The sequence below is a fragment of the Mesorhizobium sp. M2A.F.Ca.ET.046.03.2.1 genome (assembly GCF_003952425.1).
GTDB lineage: Bacteria > Pseudomonadota > Alphaproteobacteria > Rhizobiales > Rhizobiaceae > Mesorhizobium.
Genome location: NZ_CP034449.1, coordinates 2,674,556 through 2,690,682 on the forward strand (window position 1 = coordinate 2,674,556; position 16,127 = coordinate 2,690,682).

The 16,127-nt window shown below is 64.0% G+C and carries 18 protein-coding genes; 2 read left to right on the forward strand and 16 right to left on the reverse strand.

Annotated elements, in window-relative coordinates; all coding sequences use genetic code 11:
• Position 1 precedes the first annotated feature (1 nt).
• The 7 genes from EJ072_RS12615 to EJ072_RS12645 form a co-directional block, all read right to left on the reverse strand.
• The gene (locus tag EJ072_RS12615) at positions 2–1,477 is read right to left on the reverse strand and encodes a mannitol dehydrogenase family protein (RefSeq protein WP_126079995.1); all 1,476 of its coding nucleotides are present in this window, start codon (positions 1,475–1,477) and stop codon (positions 2–4) included.
• Positions 1,478–1,641: 164 nt separating this feature from the next.
• Positions 1,642–2,412 carry an L-iditol 2-dehydrogenase gene (locus EJ072_RS12620; protein WP_126079996.1) on the reverse strand — a complete coding sequence of 257 codons (771 nt, stop codon included), beginning with the start codon at positions 2,410–2,412 and terminating at the stop codon, positions 1,642–1,644.
• A 10-nt stretch (positions 2,413–2,422) separates the two neighbouring features.
• On the reverse strand, positions 2,423–3,427 hold the full coding sequence (locus EJ072_RS12625; protein WP_126079997.1) for an ABC transporter ATP-binding protein: 1,005 nt from the start codon (positions 3,425–3,427) through the stop codon (positions 2,423–2,425).
• Between the two features lie 45 nt (positions 3,428–3,472).
• Positions 3,473–4,297 carry a carbohydrate ABC transporter permease gene (locus tag EJ072_RS12630; protein ID WP_126079998.1) on the reverse strand — a complete coding sequence of 275 codons (825 nt, stop codon included), beginning with the start codon at positions 4,295–4,297 and terminating at the stop codon, positions 3,473–3,475.
• 11 nt (positions 4,298–4,308) lie between these two features.
• A complete protein-coding gene (locus tag EJ072_RS12635) occupies positions 4,309–5,181 on the reverse strand; it encodes a sugar ABC transporter permease (RefSeq protein ID WP_126079999.1) in 873 nt (290 codons plus the stop codon).
• A gap of 144 nt (positions 5,182–5,325) precedes the next feature.
• The gene (locus tag EJ072_RS12640; RefSeq protein WP_042637462.1) at positions 5,326–6,636 is read right to left on the reverse strand and encodes a sugar ABC transporter substrate-binding protein; all 1,311 of its coding nucleotides are present in this window, start codon (positions 6,634–6,636) and stop codon (positions 5,326–5,328) included.
• 167 nt (positions 6,637–6,803) lie between these two features.
• Positions 6,804–7,712: a LysR substrate-binding domain-containing protein gene (locus EJ072_RS12645; RefSeq protein WP_126080000.1), complete on the reverse strand. Its 909-nt coding sequence runs from the start codon at positions 7,710–7,712 to the stop codon at positions 6,804–6,806.
• A gap of 100 nt (positions 7,713–7,812) precedes the next feature.
• Between EJ072_RS12645 and EJ072_RS12650 the strand changes: the two genes are divergently transcribed.
• Positions 7,813–7,998 carry a hypothetical protein gene (locus EJ072_RS12650; RefSeq protein WP_126080001.1) on the forward strand — a complete coding sequence of 62 codons (186 nt, stop codon included), beginning with the start codon at positions 7,813–7,815 and terminating at the stop codon, positions 7,996–7,998.
• 19 nt (positions 7,999–8,017) lie between these two features.
• On the opposite strand, the gene EJ072_RS12655 is transcribed toward EJ072_RS12650, so the two are convergent.
• Positions 8,018–8,974 (reverse strand): sugar-binding transcriptional regulator, encoded by a 957-nt coding sequence (locus tag EJ072_RS12655; RefSeq protein ID WP_126080002.1) that lies wholly within the window; start codon positions 8,972–8,974, stop codon positions 8,018–8,020.
• Positions 8,975–9,181: 207 nt separating this feature from the next.
• Between EJ072_RS12655 and EJ072_RS12660 the strand changes: the two genes are divergently transcribed.
• Positions 9,182–9,814, forward strand: a complete 633-nt coding sequence (locus EJ072_RS12660) for an HAD family phosphatase (RefSeq protein ID WP_126080003.1) — start codon at positions 9,182–9,184, stop codon at positions 9,812–9,814.
• A 72-nt stretch (positions 9,815–9,886) separates the two neighbouring features.
• On the opposite strand, the gene EJ072_RS12665 is transcribed toward EJ072_RS12660, so the two are convergent.
• From EJ072_RS12665 to ureC, 8 genes are all read right to left on the reverse strand, one after another.
• On the reverse strand, positions 9,887–10,654 hold the full coding sequence (locus EJ072_RS12665; RefSeq protein WP_126080004.1) for a class II aldolase and adducin N-terminal domain-containing protein: 768 nt from the start codon (positions 10,652–10,654) through the stop codon (positions 9,887–9,889).
• 74 nt (positions 10,655–10,728) lie between these two features.
• Positions 10,729–11,361 carry an urease accessory protein UreG gene (gene ureG / locus EJ072_RS12670; RefSeq protein WP_042637471.1) on the reverse strand — a complete coding sequence of 211 codons (633 nt, stop codon included), beginning with the start codon at positions 11,359–11,361 and terminating at the stop codon, positions 10,729–10,731.
• Positions 11,358–11,798: a DUF3995 domain-containing protein gene (locus tag EJ072_RS12675; RefSeq protein WP_126080005.1), complete on the reverse strand. Its 441-nt coding sequence runs from the start codon at positions 11,796–11,798 to the stop codon at positions 11,358–11,360. Before EJ072_RS12675 ends, ureG begins: the two co-directional genes overlap by 4 nt.
• Complete coding sequence (locus EJ072_RS12680; RefSeq protein WP_348526199.1) at positions 11,795–12,466, reverse strand: urease accessory protein UreF; 672 nt, start codon at positions 12,464–12,466, stop codon at positions 11,795–11,797. The genes EJ072_RS12675 and EJ072_RS12680 overlap by 4 nt, the downstream gene beginning before the upstream one ends.
• A complete protein-coding gene (gene ureE / locus EJ072_RS12685; protein WP_126080006.1) occupies positions 12,459–13,076 on the reverse strand; it encodes an urease accessory protein UreE in 618 nt (205 codons plus the stop codon). Before ureE ends, EJ072_RS12680 begins: the two co-directional genes overlap by 8 nt.
• A complete protein-coding gene (locus tag EJ072_RS12690; protein WP_126080007.1) occupies positions 13,073–13,678 on the reverse strand; it encodes a glutathione S-transferase family protein in 606 nt (201 codons plus the stop codon). The genes ureE and EJ072_RS12690 overlap by 4 nt, the downstream gene beginning before the upstream one ends.
• A gap of 45 nt (positions 13,679–13,723) precedes the next feature.
• Complete coding sequence (locus tag EJ072_RS12695) at positions 13,724–14,317, reverse strand: hypothetical protein (protein WP_126080008.1); 594 nt, start codon at positions 14,315–14,317, stop codon at positions 13,724–13,726.
• A 91-nt stretch (positions 14,318–14,408) separates the two neighbouring features.
• On the reverse strand, positions 14,409–16,124 hold the full coding sequence (gene ureC, locus EJ072_RS12700; RefSeq protein ID WP_189343353.1) for an urease subunit alpha: 1,716 nt from the start codon (positions 16,122–16,124) through the stop codon (positions 14,409–14,411).
• Between the last annotated feature and the right edge of the window lie 3 nt (positions 16,125–16,127).

Here is a 16,127-nt window from a genome sequence, read left to right on the forward strand (position 1 = left end):
CTCAGAGCTTGCCGGCGAGATAGCGCGCCAGGGTTTCGCGTGCGCCGTTCGCCCACAGCACCTTCAAGGCATGGGCGAAGGCCCCGGCGAAGACGGGCGAGCGGCCGACATCGCCGTAGATGTCCTCCATCGCCAGCCAGGCCTTGGGGTCATCCTTGGCCGCCCTGGCGGTGGCCTGCATGCGGCCCCAGCTCGGGTCGTTGGGCTCGATGACGGCGCCGCTGTCGGTGGTGCCGAAGCAGTAACGACACCACAAGGCCGATTCCAGCGCGAGGCCGGCGACGCCTTCGCCCGCCTTCAGCCGGTCGGCGATGGTCGGGATGATGAATTTCGGCTGGCGGTTGGAACCGTCGAGGCACAGCCGGCGGATGGTGTCGCCGATCTTGGGATTGGAGAATCGCCGCTCGATGAGCTGGTAGTAATCCTCCAGATCGGTGTCGGGCACCGGCGGCACGGTCGGGATGATCTCGTCATGCTCGAGCTTCGACAGGAAGGCGCGCACCAGCGGCTCCTGCATGCCTTCATGGACGAAATGGATGTCCATCAGGCCGGCCGGATAGGCTATTGTCGCGTGGCCGCCATTGAGGATGCGGATCTTCATCAGCTCGTAGGGCGAGACGTCCTTGACGAACTGCACGCCGACCTTTTCCAGGGCCGGACGGCCGGCGGTGAAATGGTCCTCCAGCACCCATTGCTTGAACGGCTCGCAGAACACCGGCCAGTTGTCCTCCAAGCCGAAATCGTCGGCGAGGATGCGGCGCTCGCGGTCGGTCGTGGCCGGCGTGATGCGATCGACCATGCCGTTCGGAAAGGCGACCTTGTCCTCCACCCATGTTGCCAGGTCCTCGTCGATCAGCCGGGCAAGGCCGATGACGCCGTCTGAGGTGACATGGCCGTTATGGGGGATGTTGTCGCAGGACATGACGGTGAAGGGCACGATGCCGTCGGCGCGCCGGCGCAGCAGGCCGGCAAGGACGATGCCGAACACGGTTTTCGGCACGGCGCCCGGTTGCGCGTCGGCGACGATGTCGGGATGGGCCGGGTTGAACTTGCCGGAAGCCGGGTCGATGAAATAGCCGCCTTCGGTGATGGTCAGCGAGACGATCTTGATCGCCGGATCGGCAAGCCGCTCGATGATCGCGGCCGCATCGCGAGGCGTCAGGAAATCGATCATGGCGCCGGTGACGCGGGCGCTCATATGGCCCTGGTCCTCGACGACAGTGGTCAGCCAGTCCTGTTCCTGCAGCTTGGAACGGCCGATCTTCTCGCCCTCAAACACGCCGGCGCCGATCAGAGCCCAGTCATGGCCTTCGCCGGTGGCGAACAGGTCGTCGAGATAGACAGCCTGGTGCGAGCGGTGGAAATTGCCGACGCCGAAATGGACGATGCCGGCCTTCAAGGCCGAGCGGTCATATTTCGGACCGGCGACCTTGGCCGGCAGGCTGGCGAGGTTCGAGGAAGAGAGTTTCACGGTCATCTCATTTTACCCTTTGGCCGATCTGCAGCCCGACTGTTTACGCCTCCTGAGGAGAGCGAGGATGAGGGGCAACATCTGGTGTTCCAGCATGCTGCCCCTCACCTGCCCCGCGACGCTTGCTCCGGAGGAAAAGAGAGAAGCGCCTCCCCCCTCAACTCATCCCGTCAGCTCATCCATTGGCCGCCGTCGACATTGTAGGTCTGGGCAACAATGTATTCGGCCTCGTCACTGGCGAGGAACACGGCCATGCCGGCGAGGTCCTCGGGCTTGCCCATGCGGCCGTAAGGCACGCCTTCGCCGACCAGGCGCTTCTTCTCGCCCTTCGGCCGGTTCTCATATTTGGCGAAGAGCGCGTCGACCTGGTCCCACATGTCGCTGTCGACGACGCCCGGCGCGATGCCGTTGACGTTGATGCGGTGCTTGATGAGGTCGAGCCCCGCCGATTGCGTCAGCGAGATGACAGCGGCCTTGGTGGCGCAATAGACCGCGACCAGCGGCTCGCCGCGCCGGCCTGCCTGGCTTGCCATGTTGATGATCCTGCCGCCCCGGCCGCGCGCGATCATCGAGCGGGCGGCGGCCTGCAGCATGAACAGCGTGCCGGCGACGTTGACCGCGAACAGCTTGTCGTAGCTCGCCCTGGTGATCTCGACGATCGGCGCCAGGTCGAAGATCGCGGCATTGTTGATCAGCACGTCCAGCCCGCCGGTCTTCGCCTCGACAACTTTCACCGCCGCCTCGATCGAGGCCTGGTCGGTGACGTCGAGCCGCAGCGCGTAAGCAGCGGGGCCGATCGCTTTCGCCGTCGCTTGCGCCGCGTCGAGGTCGATGTCGGCAATCGCCACCGTCGCGCCTTCGCGCGCATAGGCTTCGGCGAAGGCCCTGCCGATGCCGCGCGCCGATCCGGTGATCAGCGCCGATTTGGCTTTCAGCCTCACTGTCCCGTCCTCACGCGGCCAGCGCCTTGCCGTCGGCGCCGAAGCGGTGAAGCTTGGTCTTGTCGGGGGTCAGGTAGACGGTGTCGCCATGCCTGACCGCAACCTCGCCGTCGGCGCGGACATTGACGGTGCCGATGCCGTCCGCCTGGACATGCAGGAAGGTGTCGGAGCCGAGATGCTCGGCGACGCCGACCGTCGCCTTCCAGTCGCCGGACAAGGTCGAGATGTTGAGATGTTCGGGCCGGATGCCGATGGTCTTGGCGCCGTATTTCTCCGCCGGCGCGCCTTCGATCATGTTCATCTTGGGGGAGCCGATGAAGCCAGCGACGAAGAGGTTCTTCGGCGTCTTGTAGAGCTCCATCGGCGAGCCGACCTGCTCGATGTTGCCGGCGTTGAGCACGACGATCTTGTCGGCCATGGTCATGGCCTCGACCTGGTCGTGGGTGACGTAGATCATCGTCGTCTTCAGCTGCTGATGCAGCTCGCTGATCTCCAGCCGCATGGTGCCGCGAAGCGCGGCGTCGAGGTTGGACAGCGGCTCGTCGAATAGGAAGGCAGAGGGCTGGCGCACGATGGCGCGGCCGATGGCGACGCGCTGGCGCTGGCCGCCGGAGAGCTGACCCGGGCGGCGCTCGAGATAATTGGTGAGGTTGAGGACGCGTGCCGCGTCCTTCACCTTCTTGTCGATCGTCGCCTGGTCCTCGCCGGCCATCTTCAGCGGGAAGGCGATGTTCTTGGCGACCGTCATATGCGGGTAGAGCGCGTAGGACTGGAAGACCATGGCGAGCTTGCGCTTGGCCGGAGCCTCGCGGGTGACGTCGCGGCCATCGATCGAGATCGTGCCGCCGCTGGTGTCCTCCAGCCCGGCGATCAGCCTGAGCAGCGTGGACTTGCCGCAACCCGAGGGGCCGACGAACACCACGAACTCGCCGTCCTCGATGTTGAGGTCGATGTTCGGAATGATCGTCGTCGACCCGAAGGACTTGGAGACGTTCTTGAGCGTGATGTTTCCCATGGTTTCCTCCCGGGGATGGTCTTGGTCGTCCGCCGCGTGGGCTTTCTACTTCACGGCACCAAAGGTCAGGCCGCGCACCAGCTGCTTCTGGCTGAACCAGCCCATGATCAGGATCGGCGCGATCGCCAGCGTCGAGGCCGCTGAGAGCTTGGCCCAGAACAGGCCTTGCGGACTGGAGAAGGAGCTGATGAAGGCGGTCAGCGGCGCCGCGTTGGTGGTGGTGAGCCGGATGGTCCAGAACGCTTCGTTCCAGGCGAGGATGATGTTCAAGAGCATGGTCGAGGCAATGCCGGGAACGGCCATCGGCGTCAGCACATAGATGATCTCGTTCCACAGCGAGGCGCCGTCCATGCGCGCCGCTTCCAGGATCTCGCCTGGGATCTCGCGGAAATAAGTGTAGAGCATCCAGACCACGATCGGCAGGTTGATCAGCATCAGCATCACGGTAAGGCCGATGCGGCTGTCGAGCAGGCCGGTGTCGCGGAAGATCAGGTAGATCGGGAACAGCACCGCGACCGCCGGCATCATCTTGGTCGACAGCATCCACATCAGGATGTCCTTGGTGCGCTTGCTCGGCGAAAACGCCATCGACCAGGCCGCCGGGACGGCGACGATGAGCGCGAGGATGGTCGAGCCGACCGAGAGCAGCACCGAATTGAAGAAGAACTTGAAGTAGCCGCTCTGCTGCTGGACCTCCGAGTAACTCTCGAAGGTCCCGGACGGGATGAGGTTGAAGCCCTGGATCGCCTCCTGCTCCGACTTGAACGAGGTGATGATCGTGTAGAGGATCGGAAAGAAGATCAGCAGGGCGACGATCCAGGCCGCGGCCGTGGCGATGGTCTTGTGCTGGGTGGTGACTGCGCGGGCCATCTTATCCTCCCTTATTTGTCGAGGTTCTTGCCGACGGCGCGCATGGCGAAGAAGGCAACGATGTTGGCGAGAATGACGGCGATCACGCCACCGGCGGATGCCTGGCCGATTTTGAACTCCAGGAGCGCCTTCTGGTAGACGAGGAAGGGCAGGTTGGTGGAGGCGTAGCCCGGGCCGCCATTGGTGGTGACCAGGATCTCGGCATAGATCGAGAGCAGGAAGATCGTCTGGATCAGGATGACGACGGTGATGGCGCGCGACATGTGCGGCAGTGTCAGGTAGATGAAGCGGCTCACGAAGCCGGCGCCGTCCATCTCGGCCGCCTCCTTCTGCTCGCCGTCGAGCGACTGCAAAGAGGTGAGCAGGATCAGCGTGGCGAAGGGCAGCCACTGCCAGGCGACGATCAGGATGACGGCGGTCAGCGGGTGCTGGCCGAACCAGTCGATCGGCTGGGCGCCGAAGAAGCGCGCAATGTCGGCGAAGACGCCGTATTGCGGGTGCATGATCATGTTCTTCCAGACAAGTGCCGCGACCGGCGGCATGACGAAGAACGGCGAGATGACCAGGATGCGCACGATGCCCTGGCCCCAGATCGGCTGATCGAGCAGCATCGCCAGAAGGATGCCGCCGACCACCGTGATGACCAGCACGCTGACGACGATGGTGAGCGTGTTGAGGATCGAATAGAGGAAGGCCGGGTTGGAATAGAACAGCGCGTAGTTGGAGAAGCCGACGAAGCCGTCACGCATCGGGTTCAGCGGATTGTATTGCTGAAACGAGAACCAGAGCGTGAACAGCAGCGGCACGATCATCCAGACGAACAGCAGGATCACCGATGGCGCCATCATGAAGCGGGCAAGCGAACGGGTTTGCTGAGTAGCCATGACGGTCACCCTCCCAAAGTCAGCCGGATTTTCAGAGTTGCGCCCAGAATCTTCCCGGTTTTGAAGGGTGGCCGCCCGAACTGGGTTTCGGGCGGCCCCTTGCCGGCCATGATGCGCGACCGGCGTTCGGCACCGGGAGGAGCCTTACTTGATGTAGCCGCCTTCGGTCATCGCCGCGGTGGCTGCGTCCTGGGCCTGCTTGAGGGCGTCGTCGACGCTCGACTGGCCGGCAAGGGCGGCCGAGAAGAGCTGGCCAACGGTGGTGCCGAGACCCTGGAATTCAGGAATGGCGACGAACTGCACGCCGACATAGGGCACCGGCTTGACGGTCGGATGCGTCGGGTCGGCGGCGTTGATTGAGTCCAGCGTCATCTTCGCGAAGGGCGCCGCCTTCTGGTACTCCGGATTGGCGTAGAGCGAGGAGCGCGTTCCAGGCGGAACATTGGCCCAGCCTTCCTTCGAGGCGACCAGCTCGGCATAGTGCTTGCTGGTTGCCCAGGAGACGAACTTCTCGGCGGCATCGGCCTTCTGGGTGCCGGCGGGGATCGCCAGCGACCAGGCCCACAGCCAATTGCCGCGCTTGCCTAGGCCGTTGTCGGGCGCCAGCGCATAGCCGACCTTGTCGGCGACCTGCGAGGCCTTCGGATCGGAGACGAAGGACGCCGCGACGGTGGCGTCGATCCACATGCCGCACTTGCCCTGCTGGAACAGCGCCAGGTTCTCGTTGAAGCCGTTTGACGAAGCGCCTTCCGGACCGTCGGCCTTCATCAGGTCGACATAGAACTGCAGCGTGTTCTTCCACTCGGGCTGATCGAACTGCGGCTTCCAGTTCTCGTCGAACCAGCGGGCGCCGAAGGAGTTCGACATGGCGGTGAGGAAGGCCATGTTCTCGCCCCAGCCGGCCTTGCCGCGCAGGCAGACACCGTTCACGCCATTGGCGCGGTCGGTCATCTTGTCGGCGGCCTGCTTGATGAATTCCCAGGTCGGCGCGTCGGGCATCTTCAGGCCCGCCTTCTCCATCAGGTCCTTGCGGTACATGACGAAGGAGCTTTCGCCGTAGAAGGGCGCGGCATAGAGCTTGCCGTCGACCGACAGGCCGCCGGCGATGGCCGGGATGATGTCCTTGACGTCATAGTCGTCGCCGAGCTTGTCGAGCGGCAGCAGCCAGCTCTGCTTGGCCCAGATCGGAACCTCGTAGGTGCCGATGGTCATGACGTCGTACTGGCCGCCCTTGGTGGCGATGTCGGTGGTCACGCGCTCGCGCAGCACATTCTCTTCAAGCGTGACCCAGTTGAGCTGGATGTCGGGGTTGGCCTTGGTGAAGTCGTCCGTCAGCTTCTGCATGCGGACCATGTCGCCATTGTTGACGGTGGCGATGGTGATGGATTCGGCATGCGCAGCGAAAGCGAGAGCGCTGGCCGACAACAGGCCCAGGGTGAGCGTGCGAAGTTTCATCAAATTCCTCCCATAAACCAAGATGAGCATTTGCCTTGGCTTTGAGCAATTACTCACTTGGTGTGATTTATGTCAAGGCGGAATCGATGCTGCAGCGCAGCAGAAACGTGAACCCCGACCCGGCGACGCGGCCAGGATCTTGGCGAGGAAGGCTGAGAGCAGTCGGCTTACGCGCAGGCGATCTCGGCGAGGATCCAGTCACGGAAGGCGCGGATCTTCGGCACATTGCGACGCGCCGTCGGATAGACCAGCCAATAGGCATGGCCGTCATCGCCGACGAGATCGAAGGGCTGGATCAGACGGCCGTCGGCGATCTCGTTCTTGAACAGCGCCCTGGTCAGGATCGCCACGCCATGGCCCGCCATCGCCGCATTCGCCTCATAGGCCTGCGCGCCCATGCTAGAACCCGGCCGCTTGGCGAGATCATGGCCGGTCACACCGGCGGCCTCGAACCATTGCGACCACCAGACGTCGCCGGGGTCGAGGATCGGCAGGCGCAACAGGTCGGCCGGCTCCTTGACGCCGCCTATGCTCGCCGCGAGCTTGGGGCTCAGCATGGGGGTGAAATCGGCATCAAGCAGCTTATGCGCTTCCAGGCCCGGCCACTTGCCGCCGCCGGAGCGGATGGCGATATCGACATCCTCGCGCGCGAAATCGGTCAGGCGGCTCGACGTGTCGAGCCGCACGGCGAGTGCTGGATGAGCGATCTGGAATGAGCCCAGATGCTGGGCCAGCCAGTTCGAGGCGAAGGTCAGCACGGTGGTGACGCAAAGCAGTCCGTCGGCGCCGCCGCGCGCCGCGGCATAAGCCTGACCCAGGATGGAAAAGGCTTCGCTGACGGCAGGCGCCAGGCGCTGGCCGGGTCCGGTCAACTCGATCTGCTTCGGCCGGCGCAGGAACAGCGGCGCGCCGATGCGTTCCTCCAGCAGCTTGATCTGGTAGCTCGCGGCCGCCTGGGTCATGCCCAATTCCTGCGCCGCCTTGGTGAAGGACAGGTGCCTTGCCACCGCTTCGAACACCCGGATCGCCTGCAGCGGCGGCAGCGGCGCAAGCTGCGGAGGGGTCAGATCGGGCATAAGGCCTCCTTATGGGTCATGATCGAGGTTTAATTGGAAGCACGAACCAGCCAGACCGATATTTGGGATCAACGATCAATCCAGTTCAAGGCTGACGATCATGGTCACGGTACAGGAAAAACTCGTTTCCACCCCCGCACGCGGCTGGTTTTTCATGCTGGTACGGGAATTTGCAAAGTTTTCGGGCCGCAGGCGCGGCTACATCGATGTTCGGGAACTATCCGAGCATCTGCAGCGCGACATGGGTTTTCTCGACGGCAATGATCCGCGCGGACCCTCGCAATAGCCGGCTTCTTTTATGGCCATCAGCCGGCAAGCAGGGTTTCGGCCGTCCGTTCGTCGGTGATGAGGCCATTGACCAGCCGGCGGTTGACGGCGGCCAAAATGCCCGGCAGCTTGCGGTCGCCCATGGCCAAGGCGATGACCAGCGATTTTTCCCGCGACGGCAGCGCGGCGGACGACACGCGGTCGTTGGTGATCCCTTCGATCATGCGGCCTTCGCGGTCGAACACCCAACCGACGATCTCGGCGATGCCGCCGGCTTTCTGCAGCGCCTTCAGCTCGCTTTCGGAAATGAAGCCGTCCTCGTAGAGCGGCGCCTTGGGCCCGAGATCGCCGATGCCGACGAAGGTGACGTCGGCTTCCGCGGCCAGCGCCAGCGTCGGCTGGATCATCGGCTGGTTGAGCAGCATCTCGCGCTCTTCTGGCGAGGAGGCGATGACCGGCAGCGGCATCGGGAAGGACCGCGCCTTGACGCGGTCGGCCATGGTGAAGATGACGTTGTAGAAGGCGGCCGAGCCGTCGGGCGAGATGTTGCCGGTCAGGGACACGACCTTGTGCTGCGGGCAGTCCATCGGCGGCAGCTGCTCGATCGCCGCCTTCAGCGTGCGCCCGGTGCCGATCGCCATGACGATGGGGGCTTCCGAGCGCAGCCGGCGCTCGATCTCGGCCGCTGCCGCCTCGGCGATGCCGATCGTCGTCGAGTTCGACGCCGGATCGCTCGGCACCACTTCGACAAGATCGAGCGCGAAACGCGATTTCAGTCGGGCGGCTAGGTCGAGGCAGTTGGCGATCGGGTGATCGACGCGCACCTTGATCAGCCCTTCGGACATCGCCAGCGACACCAGCCGCTGCGCCGTCTGCCTGGAGATGCCGAGCTTGGCGGCGATCTGGTCCTGCGTGTTGCCGGCAACATAATAAAGCCAGCCGGCGCGCGCGGCATCGTCCAACCTGGTGCTGCCGGTTTCCTGTCGCAAACTCACGTCCTGCCTCCCCGCCCGCAAGAACGCTGAAACGGGCGCCATAGCTTACAGCGAATATGCCGGCGCGCAATTGTCTATCGAAAGAGCAATTGCTTGGGCGCCCCACAGGCCTCCCGAAGATCTGCCGTCACGCCCCGAACCATTTGCCGGCGGGACGGTTTATCTCCGGCGGGAAACCGATTAAGGGGATCGGCGAAGGAGCCGCGCATGACGCCGAAAGCCGTATTCTGGGATATGGACGGAACGCTGGTCGACAGCGAGCCCTTGCATGAGGCAGCCCTTGTGGCGGCGCTGCGCAGCGTCGGCATCGCCCCGCCGCACGACCTGCATGAGCGCGTGCTGGGCATCGCCGCATGGCCGGTCTACGAGATGCTGCGCGACGAATTCGGCCTCGACCTGCCTTTCGACGACTGGATCGTGCGCAAATACGATCACTACCTGCCGCTGGCGGAAACGCTGAAGCCACGCCCCGGCGCGATCGAGGTGTTCAACGAATTGCGCGCGCTCGGCGTAGAGCAGGCGGTGGTGTCCAATTCCGACCGGCTGATCGTCGATGCCAATCTGCGCGTCGTCGGCCTCACCTATCCGGGCATGATGACGGTCAGCCGCAACGATGTGATCGACGGCAAGCCGCTTCCCGAACCCTTCCTGCGCGCCGCTTATCTCGCCGGCGTCGACCCGGCGGATGCTTTCGCCGTCGACGACAGCCTGACGGGCGCCATGGCCGGACTGGCTGCCGGCATGAAGACGCTCTTCTGGCCGGAGGCGCCGATGGACGGCCCGGCCGGCGCGATTGTGATCAACAGCGCTGAAGAGCTGCGGGCGCAGTTGGGGCTTTAACCCCGAAGGTCGGTGCTGCCCCTCATCCGGTCCTTCGGACCTCCCCGTAAAACGGGGAGAAGGAAAGGCCGCTCAATTCCGATAAACCGGCTCTTCCTCGTCCAGGATCGCTTTCAGCTCGGCCAGATGGCGCTCGGCCTGGCCGGGGTAGTCGTCCATCTCGCGCGCGGTCTTCTCGGCGATCTCGTCGGAGAGCGTGCGCAGCGGGCGCCCGGTCCACAGCGCCTTGATGTAAGTCTCGGCGGCGCGCTCGAAGTAGAACATGCGGTTGAAGGTGTCGGCGACCGTGTCGCCGATGACCATGACGCCATGATTGCCCATGACCATCACCTTGACCTTGGGGTCGGTGAGAAGCTGAGAGCAACGCTCGCCCTCTTCCTCGAAGGCCAGCCCGCCATAATTGGCGTCGACGACATGGCGGTTGAAGAACATGGCCGAGTTCTGGTCGACCGGCGGCAACGTCGAATCGGCGAGCGAGGCAAGTACCGTGGCGTGGATCGAATGGACATGCATGGCGCAGCGCGCATGCGGGACGTTGCGATGGATGGCGCCGTGCAGGCCCCAGGCGGTCGGGTCCGGCGCGTCGGGGCCGGAGAGCGTGTCGGGATCGTTGGCATCGATCAGGAGCAAGTCGCTCGCCTTGATGCGCGAGAAATGCACCTGGTTCGGGTTCATCAGAAACTTCGTGCTGTCCTCGTTGACGGACAGTGAGAAGTGATTGGCCACCGCCTCATGCATGTTGAGCCGCGCGGTCCAGCGGAAGGCGGCGGCGAGATCGACCCGCTCCTCGTAATAGGGCAGGTTGCTCAGCGGTTCCTTGTGCAGGCGGGCAAGGCTCATCGAAAATCCTCCTGTTTGGATGAGAATGCCGTGCGACGCCGCTGCCAGCAACCGATAATCGATGGCTCAGCGGATCAAGCCGCCGGGCGCGCCGATTGCAGCCCGCCCTGCTCGACGATGAAGTCGATCACGTCTTGCAAGCCCTTGCCGCGCGACAGATCGGTGAAGCCGAAGGGCCGCTTGCCACGCATGCGGCCGGCGTCGCTCTCCATGACATCGAGGTTCACGTTCACATAGGGCGCGAGATCGCTCTTGTTGATGATGAGGAAATCCGAGCGGGTAATGGCCGGGCCGCCCTTCCTCGGAATTTCCTCGCCCTGGCAGACCGAGATGACATAGAGCGTCAGGTCGGCGAGGTCGGGCGAGAAGGTGGCGGCGAGATTGTCGCCGCCGGATTCGATGAAGATGATGTCGAGGTCGGGGAATTTCTTGTTCAGCTCGGCGATCGCCCGCAGATTGATCGAGGCATCCTCGCGGATGGCGGTGTGCGGACAGCCGCCGGTCTCGACGCCGACGATGCGCTCCTCCGGCAATGCCTGCAGCCGCGCGAGCATCATCGCGTCCTCCTTGGTGTAGATGTCATTGGTGACGACGGCGATGGAGAAGTCGTCGCGCAACGCCTTGCAGAGCTTTTCGGTGAGCGTCGTCTTGCCGGAGCCGACGGGGCCGCCAATGCCGATGCGAAGAGGACCGTTTTTCGACGTCATGCCGGGAACTCCGAGATAGAGAGAATGACAAAGCCCAGCCCGATCAACAGGCAGAGCGGCGAATAGAGACTTTGGTCGAGCCGCGCGAAAGGTTGCTCCGGCGTAAGCCTGCGCCACCAAGGCGTGAAGCCGGCTATGCCGCGGCCGAGGAAGACGAGGCCGATCATCAACGCGGTGGCCGCAAGGCCTTCCCGTGGAAACGGCGTCGCAAAGACGCCGGCCAGCGCCAGCGGCCAGAGCGTCGCGAGCGCGAGGCACGCGGCGACGGCGAAACTCGCGAAGGACGACGGCATCTCATCGATGCCGCGGAAGCCGACGACGGCGCGGGCGCAGGAGGCCTGGTCCGTACCCGGCCAGATGCCGCCTATGCCCCAATAGACATGTAGCGTGGTAATCAAAAGCAGCACGAAGGAGAGGATGACGGCAAGCACGGTCATGAGCGAAACAGCCTGGAATATTGCGTTTCGTGCTGCATCGCCGCTATGTCGGACATGAAGGCCGAGCCGCCCAGATCGTCCAGGCTGGAAGCGGCGGCGCGCGACGCAACCGACAGCGCCAGAGGTTCGAAGCCGGCTAACAATGCGATGGCATCGACCTGGCCGACGACACCGAGCCTTATCGCCGCTTGCACAAGATTGGAGAAGAAAGCCTGCTGGAAGGCGGAAAGCGCATCCGAAAGGCCGATACCGCTGCTGCCGGCAACGGCGCCGACCGCAACGCAATAGGGGCAGTCGGCCGGCAACCGTTCAAGCACCGGAGACGGCCAGGCAGATGCCGCTTTGAGGAAGGCCGCGCCTTGGAGCATTGTCTCCATATGACGCTCCCGCGAGCCGGCAAGCGCCTCGGCCAGCGCGGCGACTTTGTTGAGGTCGCCGTCATCGCGCGCACGACGCCAGCTTTCGGCGAACAGCACGGCGTCGTTCCAGCCCGAGCCGATCTCGACCAGCGTCTCCAGCCAGCCGGCGAGATCGTCACGATTTGCGATCAATCCATCGTGCACGGCGCGCTCGAGCCCGTGGCTGTAGGAGAAGCCGCCGACCGGAAAGGCCGGCGACAACCAGGCCATCAGCCGTAGCAGCGCGACAGTGGAAAGCTGCTCAGTCATGGTGATGGTGGTGGCTGTGATGATGATGGTCGTGATCGTGATGATCGTGCCCATGGTCATGATCATGATGGTCATGCGCGTGGCCGTGATCGTGGCCATGGTGGTCATGATCGTGATCATGCGAATGGCCGTGATCGTGGCCATGCCCTGAATAGGCGCCGCGCACGGGGCTGAACGGCTGCGAAACCTCATGCACCTTGGCGCCGAGGCCTTCGAGCATCGCCTTGATGACATGGTCGCGCAGGATGACGAGGCGGTCCGGCTCGATCGCCGCCGCGAGGTGGCGGTTGCCGATGTGCCAGGCGAGCTCGGTGAGATGAACGGCGTCGCGGGCGCGGATGTCGTAGACCTCTTCGGGTGCTGCGACGATTTCGAGCTGGCGGCCGTCTTCCAGCACCAGCCGGTCGCCATCGTTCAACGCCACCGGTTCAGGCAGGTCGACCAGCACCTTGTCGCCGGCCGCCGTCTCGATGGCGCGGCGGCGCAGATGGCGCTCGTCATGCGGCAGCACGGCCTTGTCATAGGGCGTCGTCAATCCGGGATCACCGGCGACAAGCACCGAGACAGCGCGTGGAAACTTGGTGAAATCGGTGGTGATGTTGAGCTTCATTTCATGGCTCCGCCATTGGCTTGGGCGCGGGCGCGTGCAGGGCGCCTGAGGACACGGTCGAAATAGGCATTCACCCGGTCGGATTCGATCGGAAAGCGGCCGGCACGCGCCCAGCCGCCCATATCGCCAAGCAAGACGTCAACGGCCGAGAAGCGGTCGCCCAAGGCATAGGGCTTGTCGCCAAGTCGGCGGTCCAGCGCCTTTATTTCGGATGCGAAATCATACGCCGCAGCCGGGCCGACATCGACCCGAACATCCTTCGGCAGCAGGAAGCGGTGGCGCAGCTTGTTCCATAGCGGGGCTTCCAACTCACTCTGGGCGAAATGCATCCATGAATCCATCTCGGCGCGCCCGGCAACGCCCGGATTGGCGCCCATGCCTTTGTCGGCATGCTTGTCGGCCAGATAGACGCAGATCGCCGCCGAATCCGTGATTTTCAGGTCGTCGTCGATCAGGATCGGCACCTTGCCTGAAGGGTTGAGCGCGTAGGCTTCCGGCGAGCGCAGCTTGACCTCGACGAACGCGTAGGGCTGCCCGAGCTCCTCGAGCATCCAGAGCACCCGGCTGACGCGGGAGCCGCGCGATCCGACAGCCTTGTACATGGTTGAACCCTTGCCTTTCCGAGAACCCTACCGCATCGCGAACGCTCAGACGATGGTGTCGAACAGCCGCAGGATGAACGATATCTGATAGATCAGCGCGGCCGCGACGAAAGCGATGTGGAAGCGGCGATCGCGCACCAGGATCGCGACGATGCACAGCGCCACGAAGACCGGCGTGCGGAACAGATATTCGTTGCCGAAGCGGGCGAAATGCTCCGGACCCTTGAGCAGCGTGTCGATCACATCAAGCAGATAGGTGAAGCCGAGCAGGCCGAAGAACCAGGCGCGGCGCGAATAGAAATAGTCCTCGTAGCTGGTGTAATCGAGCATCGAATCCGGAAACAGCAGCGCGCAGAGCAGGAACAGCGTGATGGCGTAGAAGATGATGAAAAGATATTTGCCGAAGGTCCAGTTCTCGATGGCGTAGAGGCCGAACTCCCACCACCAGAAATGCACCAGCATCAACAGCACCGAGGCGACCCAGGCGAGATGCACCGCATAGAGCCGGTATTGGCCGGGATGCTGGACGATGCGGGCAGTTCCCGAAAGCAGGCGGGTGACTCCGAGGCCGATCACCATGCCCATGACGATGCGGATATGCGGGAAGATGTCGTGCTGCGAGGCGATTTCGGTGGCCATGCCCGATCACAATGCTGCTGCTCTGCAGCATATTGCGATCTGCGCGCGCGAGCCGCAACGCCATTTGCCCGTCAATCGGACCAGCCGCCCGTCAAAACAGAAAATACCGCTGCGCCATCGGCAGCACGGTGGCCGGCTCACAGGTCAAGAGCTCGCCGTCGGCCCGCACTTCGTATGTTTCGGGATCGACCTCGACATGCGGCGTGGCGTCGTTGAGCACCATGGAATGCTTGCCGATGCCGCCGCGTGTGTTCTCGACCGCGACCATTGCCTTGTCGACGCCAAGCCTGCCCTGCAGGCCGGCGTCAAGCGCCGCCTTCGAGACGAAGGTGACCGAGGAGTTGGTCAGCGCCTTGCCATAGGCGCCGAACATCGGCCGATAGTGCATCGGCTGCGGCGTCGGGATCGAGGCGTTCGGATCACCCATGGGGGCAGCGGCTATCGAGCCGCCGACCAGCACCATCTCCGGCTTGACGCCGAAAAAGGCCGGATTCCACAGCACGAGATCGGCGCGCTTGCCGACGGTGATCGAGCCGATCTCCTTCGACAGGCCGTGCGCGATGGCCGGATTGATCGTGTATTTGGCGATGTAGCGGCGGACGCGGAAATTGTCGTTGTCGCCGGTTTCGTCGGGCAGCGCGCCGCGCTGGCGCTTCATCTTGTCGGCGGTCTGCCAGCAGCGGATCGCCACCTCGCCGACCCGGCCCATGGCCTGGCTGTCCGAGGAGATGATCGAGAAGGCGCCGATGTCGTGCAGGATGTCCTCCGCCGCGATCGTCTCCTTGCGGATGCGGCTTTCGGCGAAGGCGATGTCCTCGGGGATCGACGGGGACAGATGATGGCAGACCATCAGCATGTCGAGATGCTCGGCCAGCGTGTTGACCGTGTAGGGCCTGGTCGGGTTGGTGGAGGACGGGATGACGTTGGGCAGGCCGCAGACCTTGATGATGTCGGGCGCGTGGCCACCGCCCGCCCCTTCGGTGTGGAAGGCATGGATGGTGCGGCCCTTGATGGCCGCCACCGTGTTCTCGACGAAGCCCGATTCATTTAACGTGTCGGTGTGGATCATCACCTGCACGTCGTAGGCTTCGGCGACCGACAGGCAGCAATCGATGGCGGCCGGCGTCGTGCCCCAATCCTCATGCAGCTTCAGCGAGCAGGCGCCGGCCAGCACCATCTCTTCCAGCGCCGCCGGCTTTGACGCGTTGCCCTTGCCCGACAGACCGATATTCATCGGGAAGGCGTCGAAGGACTGAATCATGCGCGCCATGTGCCAGGGGCCGGGCGTGCAGGTGGTGGCCAAGGTGCCATGCGCCGGGCCGGTGCCGCCGCCCAGCATGGTGGTGATGCCGCTCATCAGCGCTTCCTCGATCTGCTGCGGGCAGATGAAATGGATATGCGCGTCGAAGCCGCCGGCCGTCAGTATCTTGCCTTCGCCGGCGATGATCTCGGTCCCAGGGCCGATGATGATGGTGACGCCATCCTGCGTGTCCGGATTACCGGCCTTGCCGATCGCGGCGATGCGGCCATCCTTCAGGCCGATATCGGCCTTGACGATGCCGGCAAGCGCGTCGACCACCAGCGCATTGGTGATGACGGTGTCGACGGCGCCCCCTGCCCGCGTCACCTGGCTCTGGCCCATGCCATCGCGGATGACCTTGCCGCCGCCGAATTTCACTTCCTCGCCGTAGACGGTGAGGTCCTTCTCGACCTCGACGAACAGCTCGGTGTCGGCAAGCCGCACCTTGTCGCCGACCGTCGGTCCATACATCTGCGCATAGGCGGCGCGGCTTATCCTGGCCATCAGCAA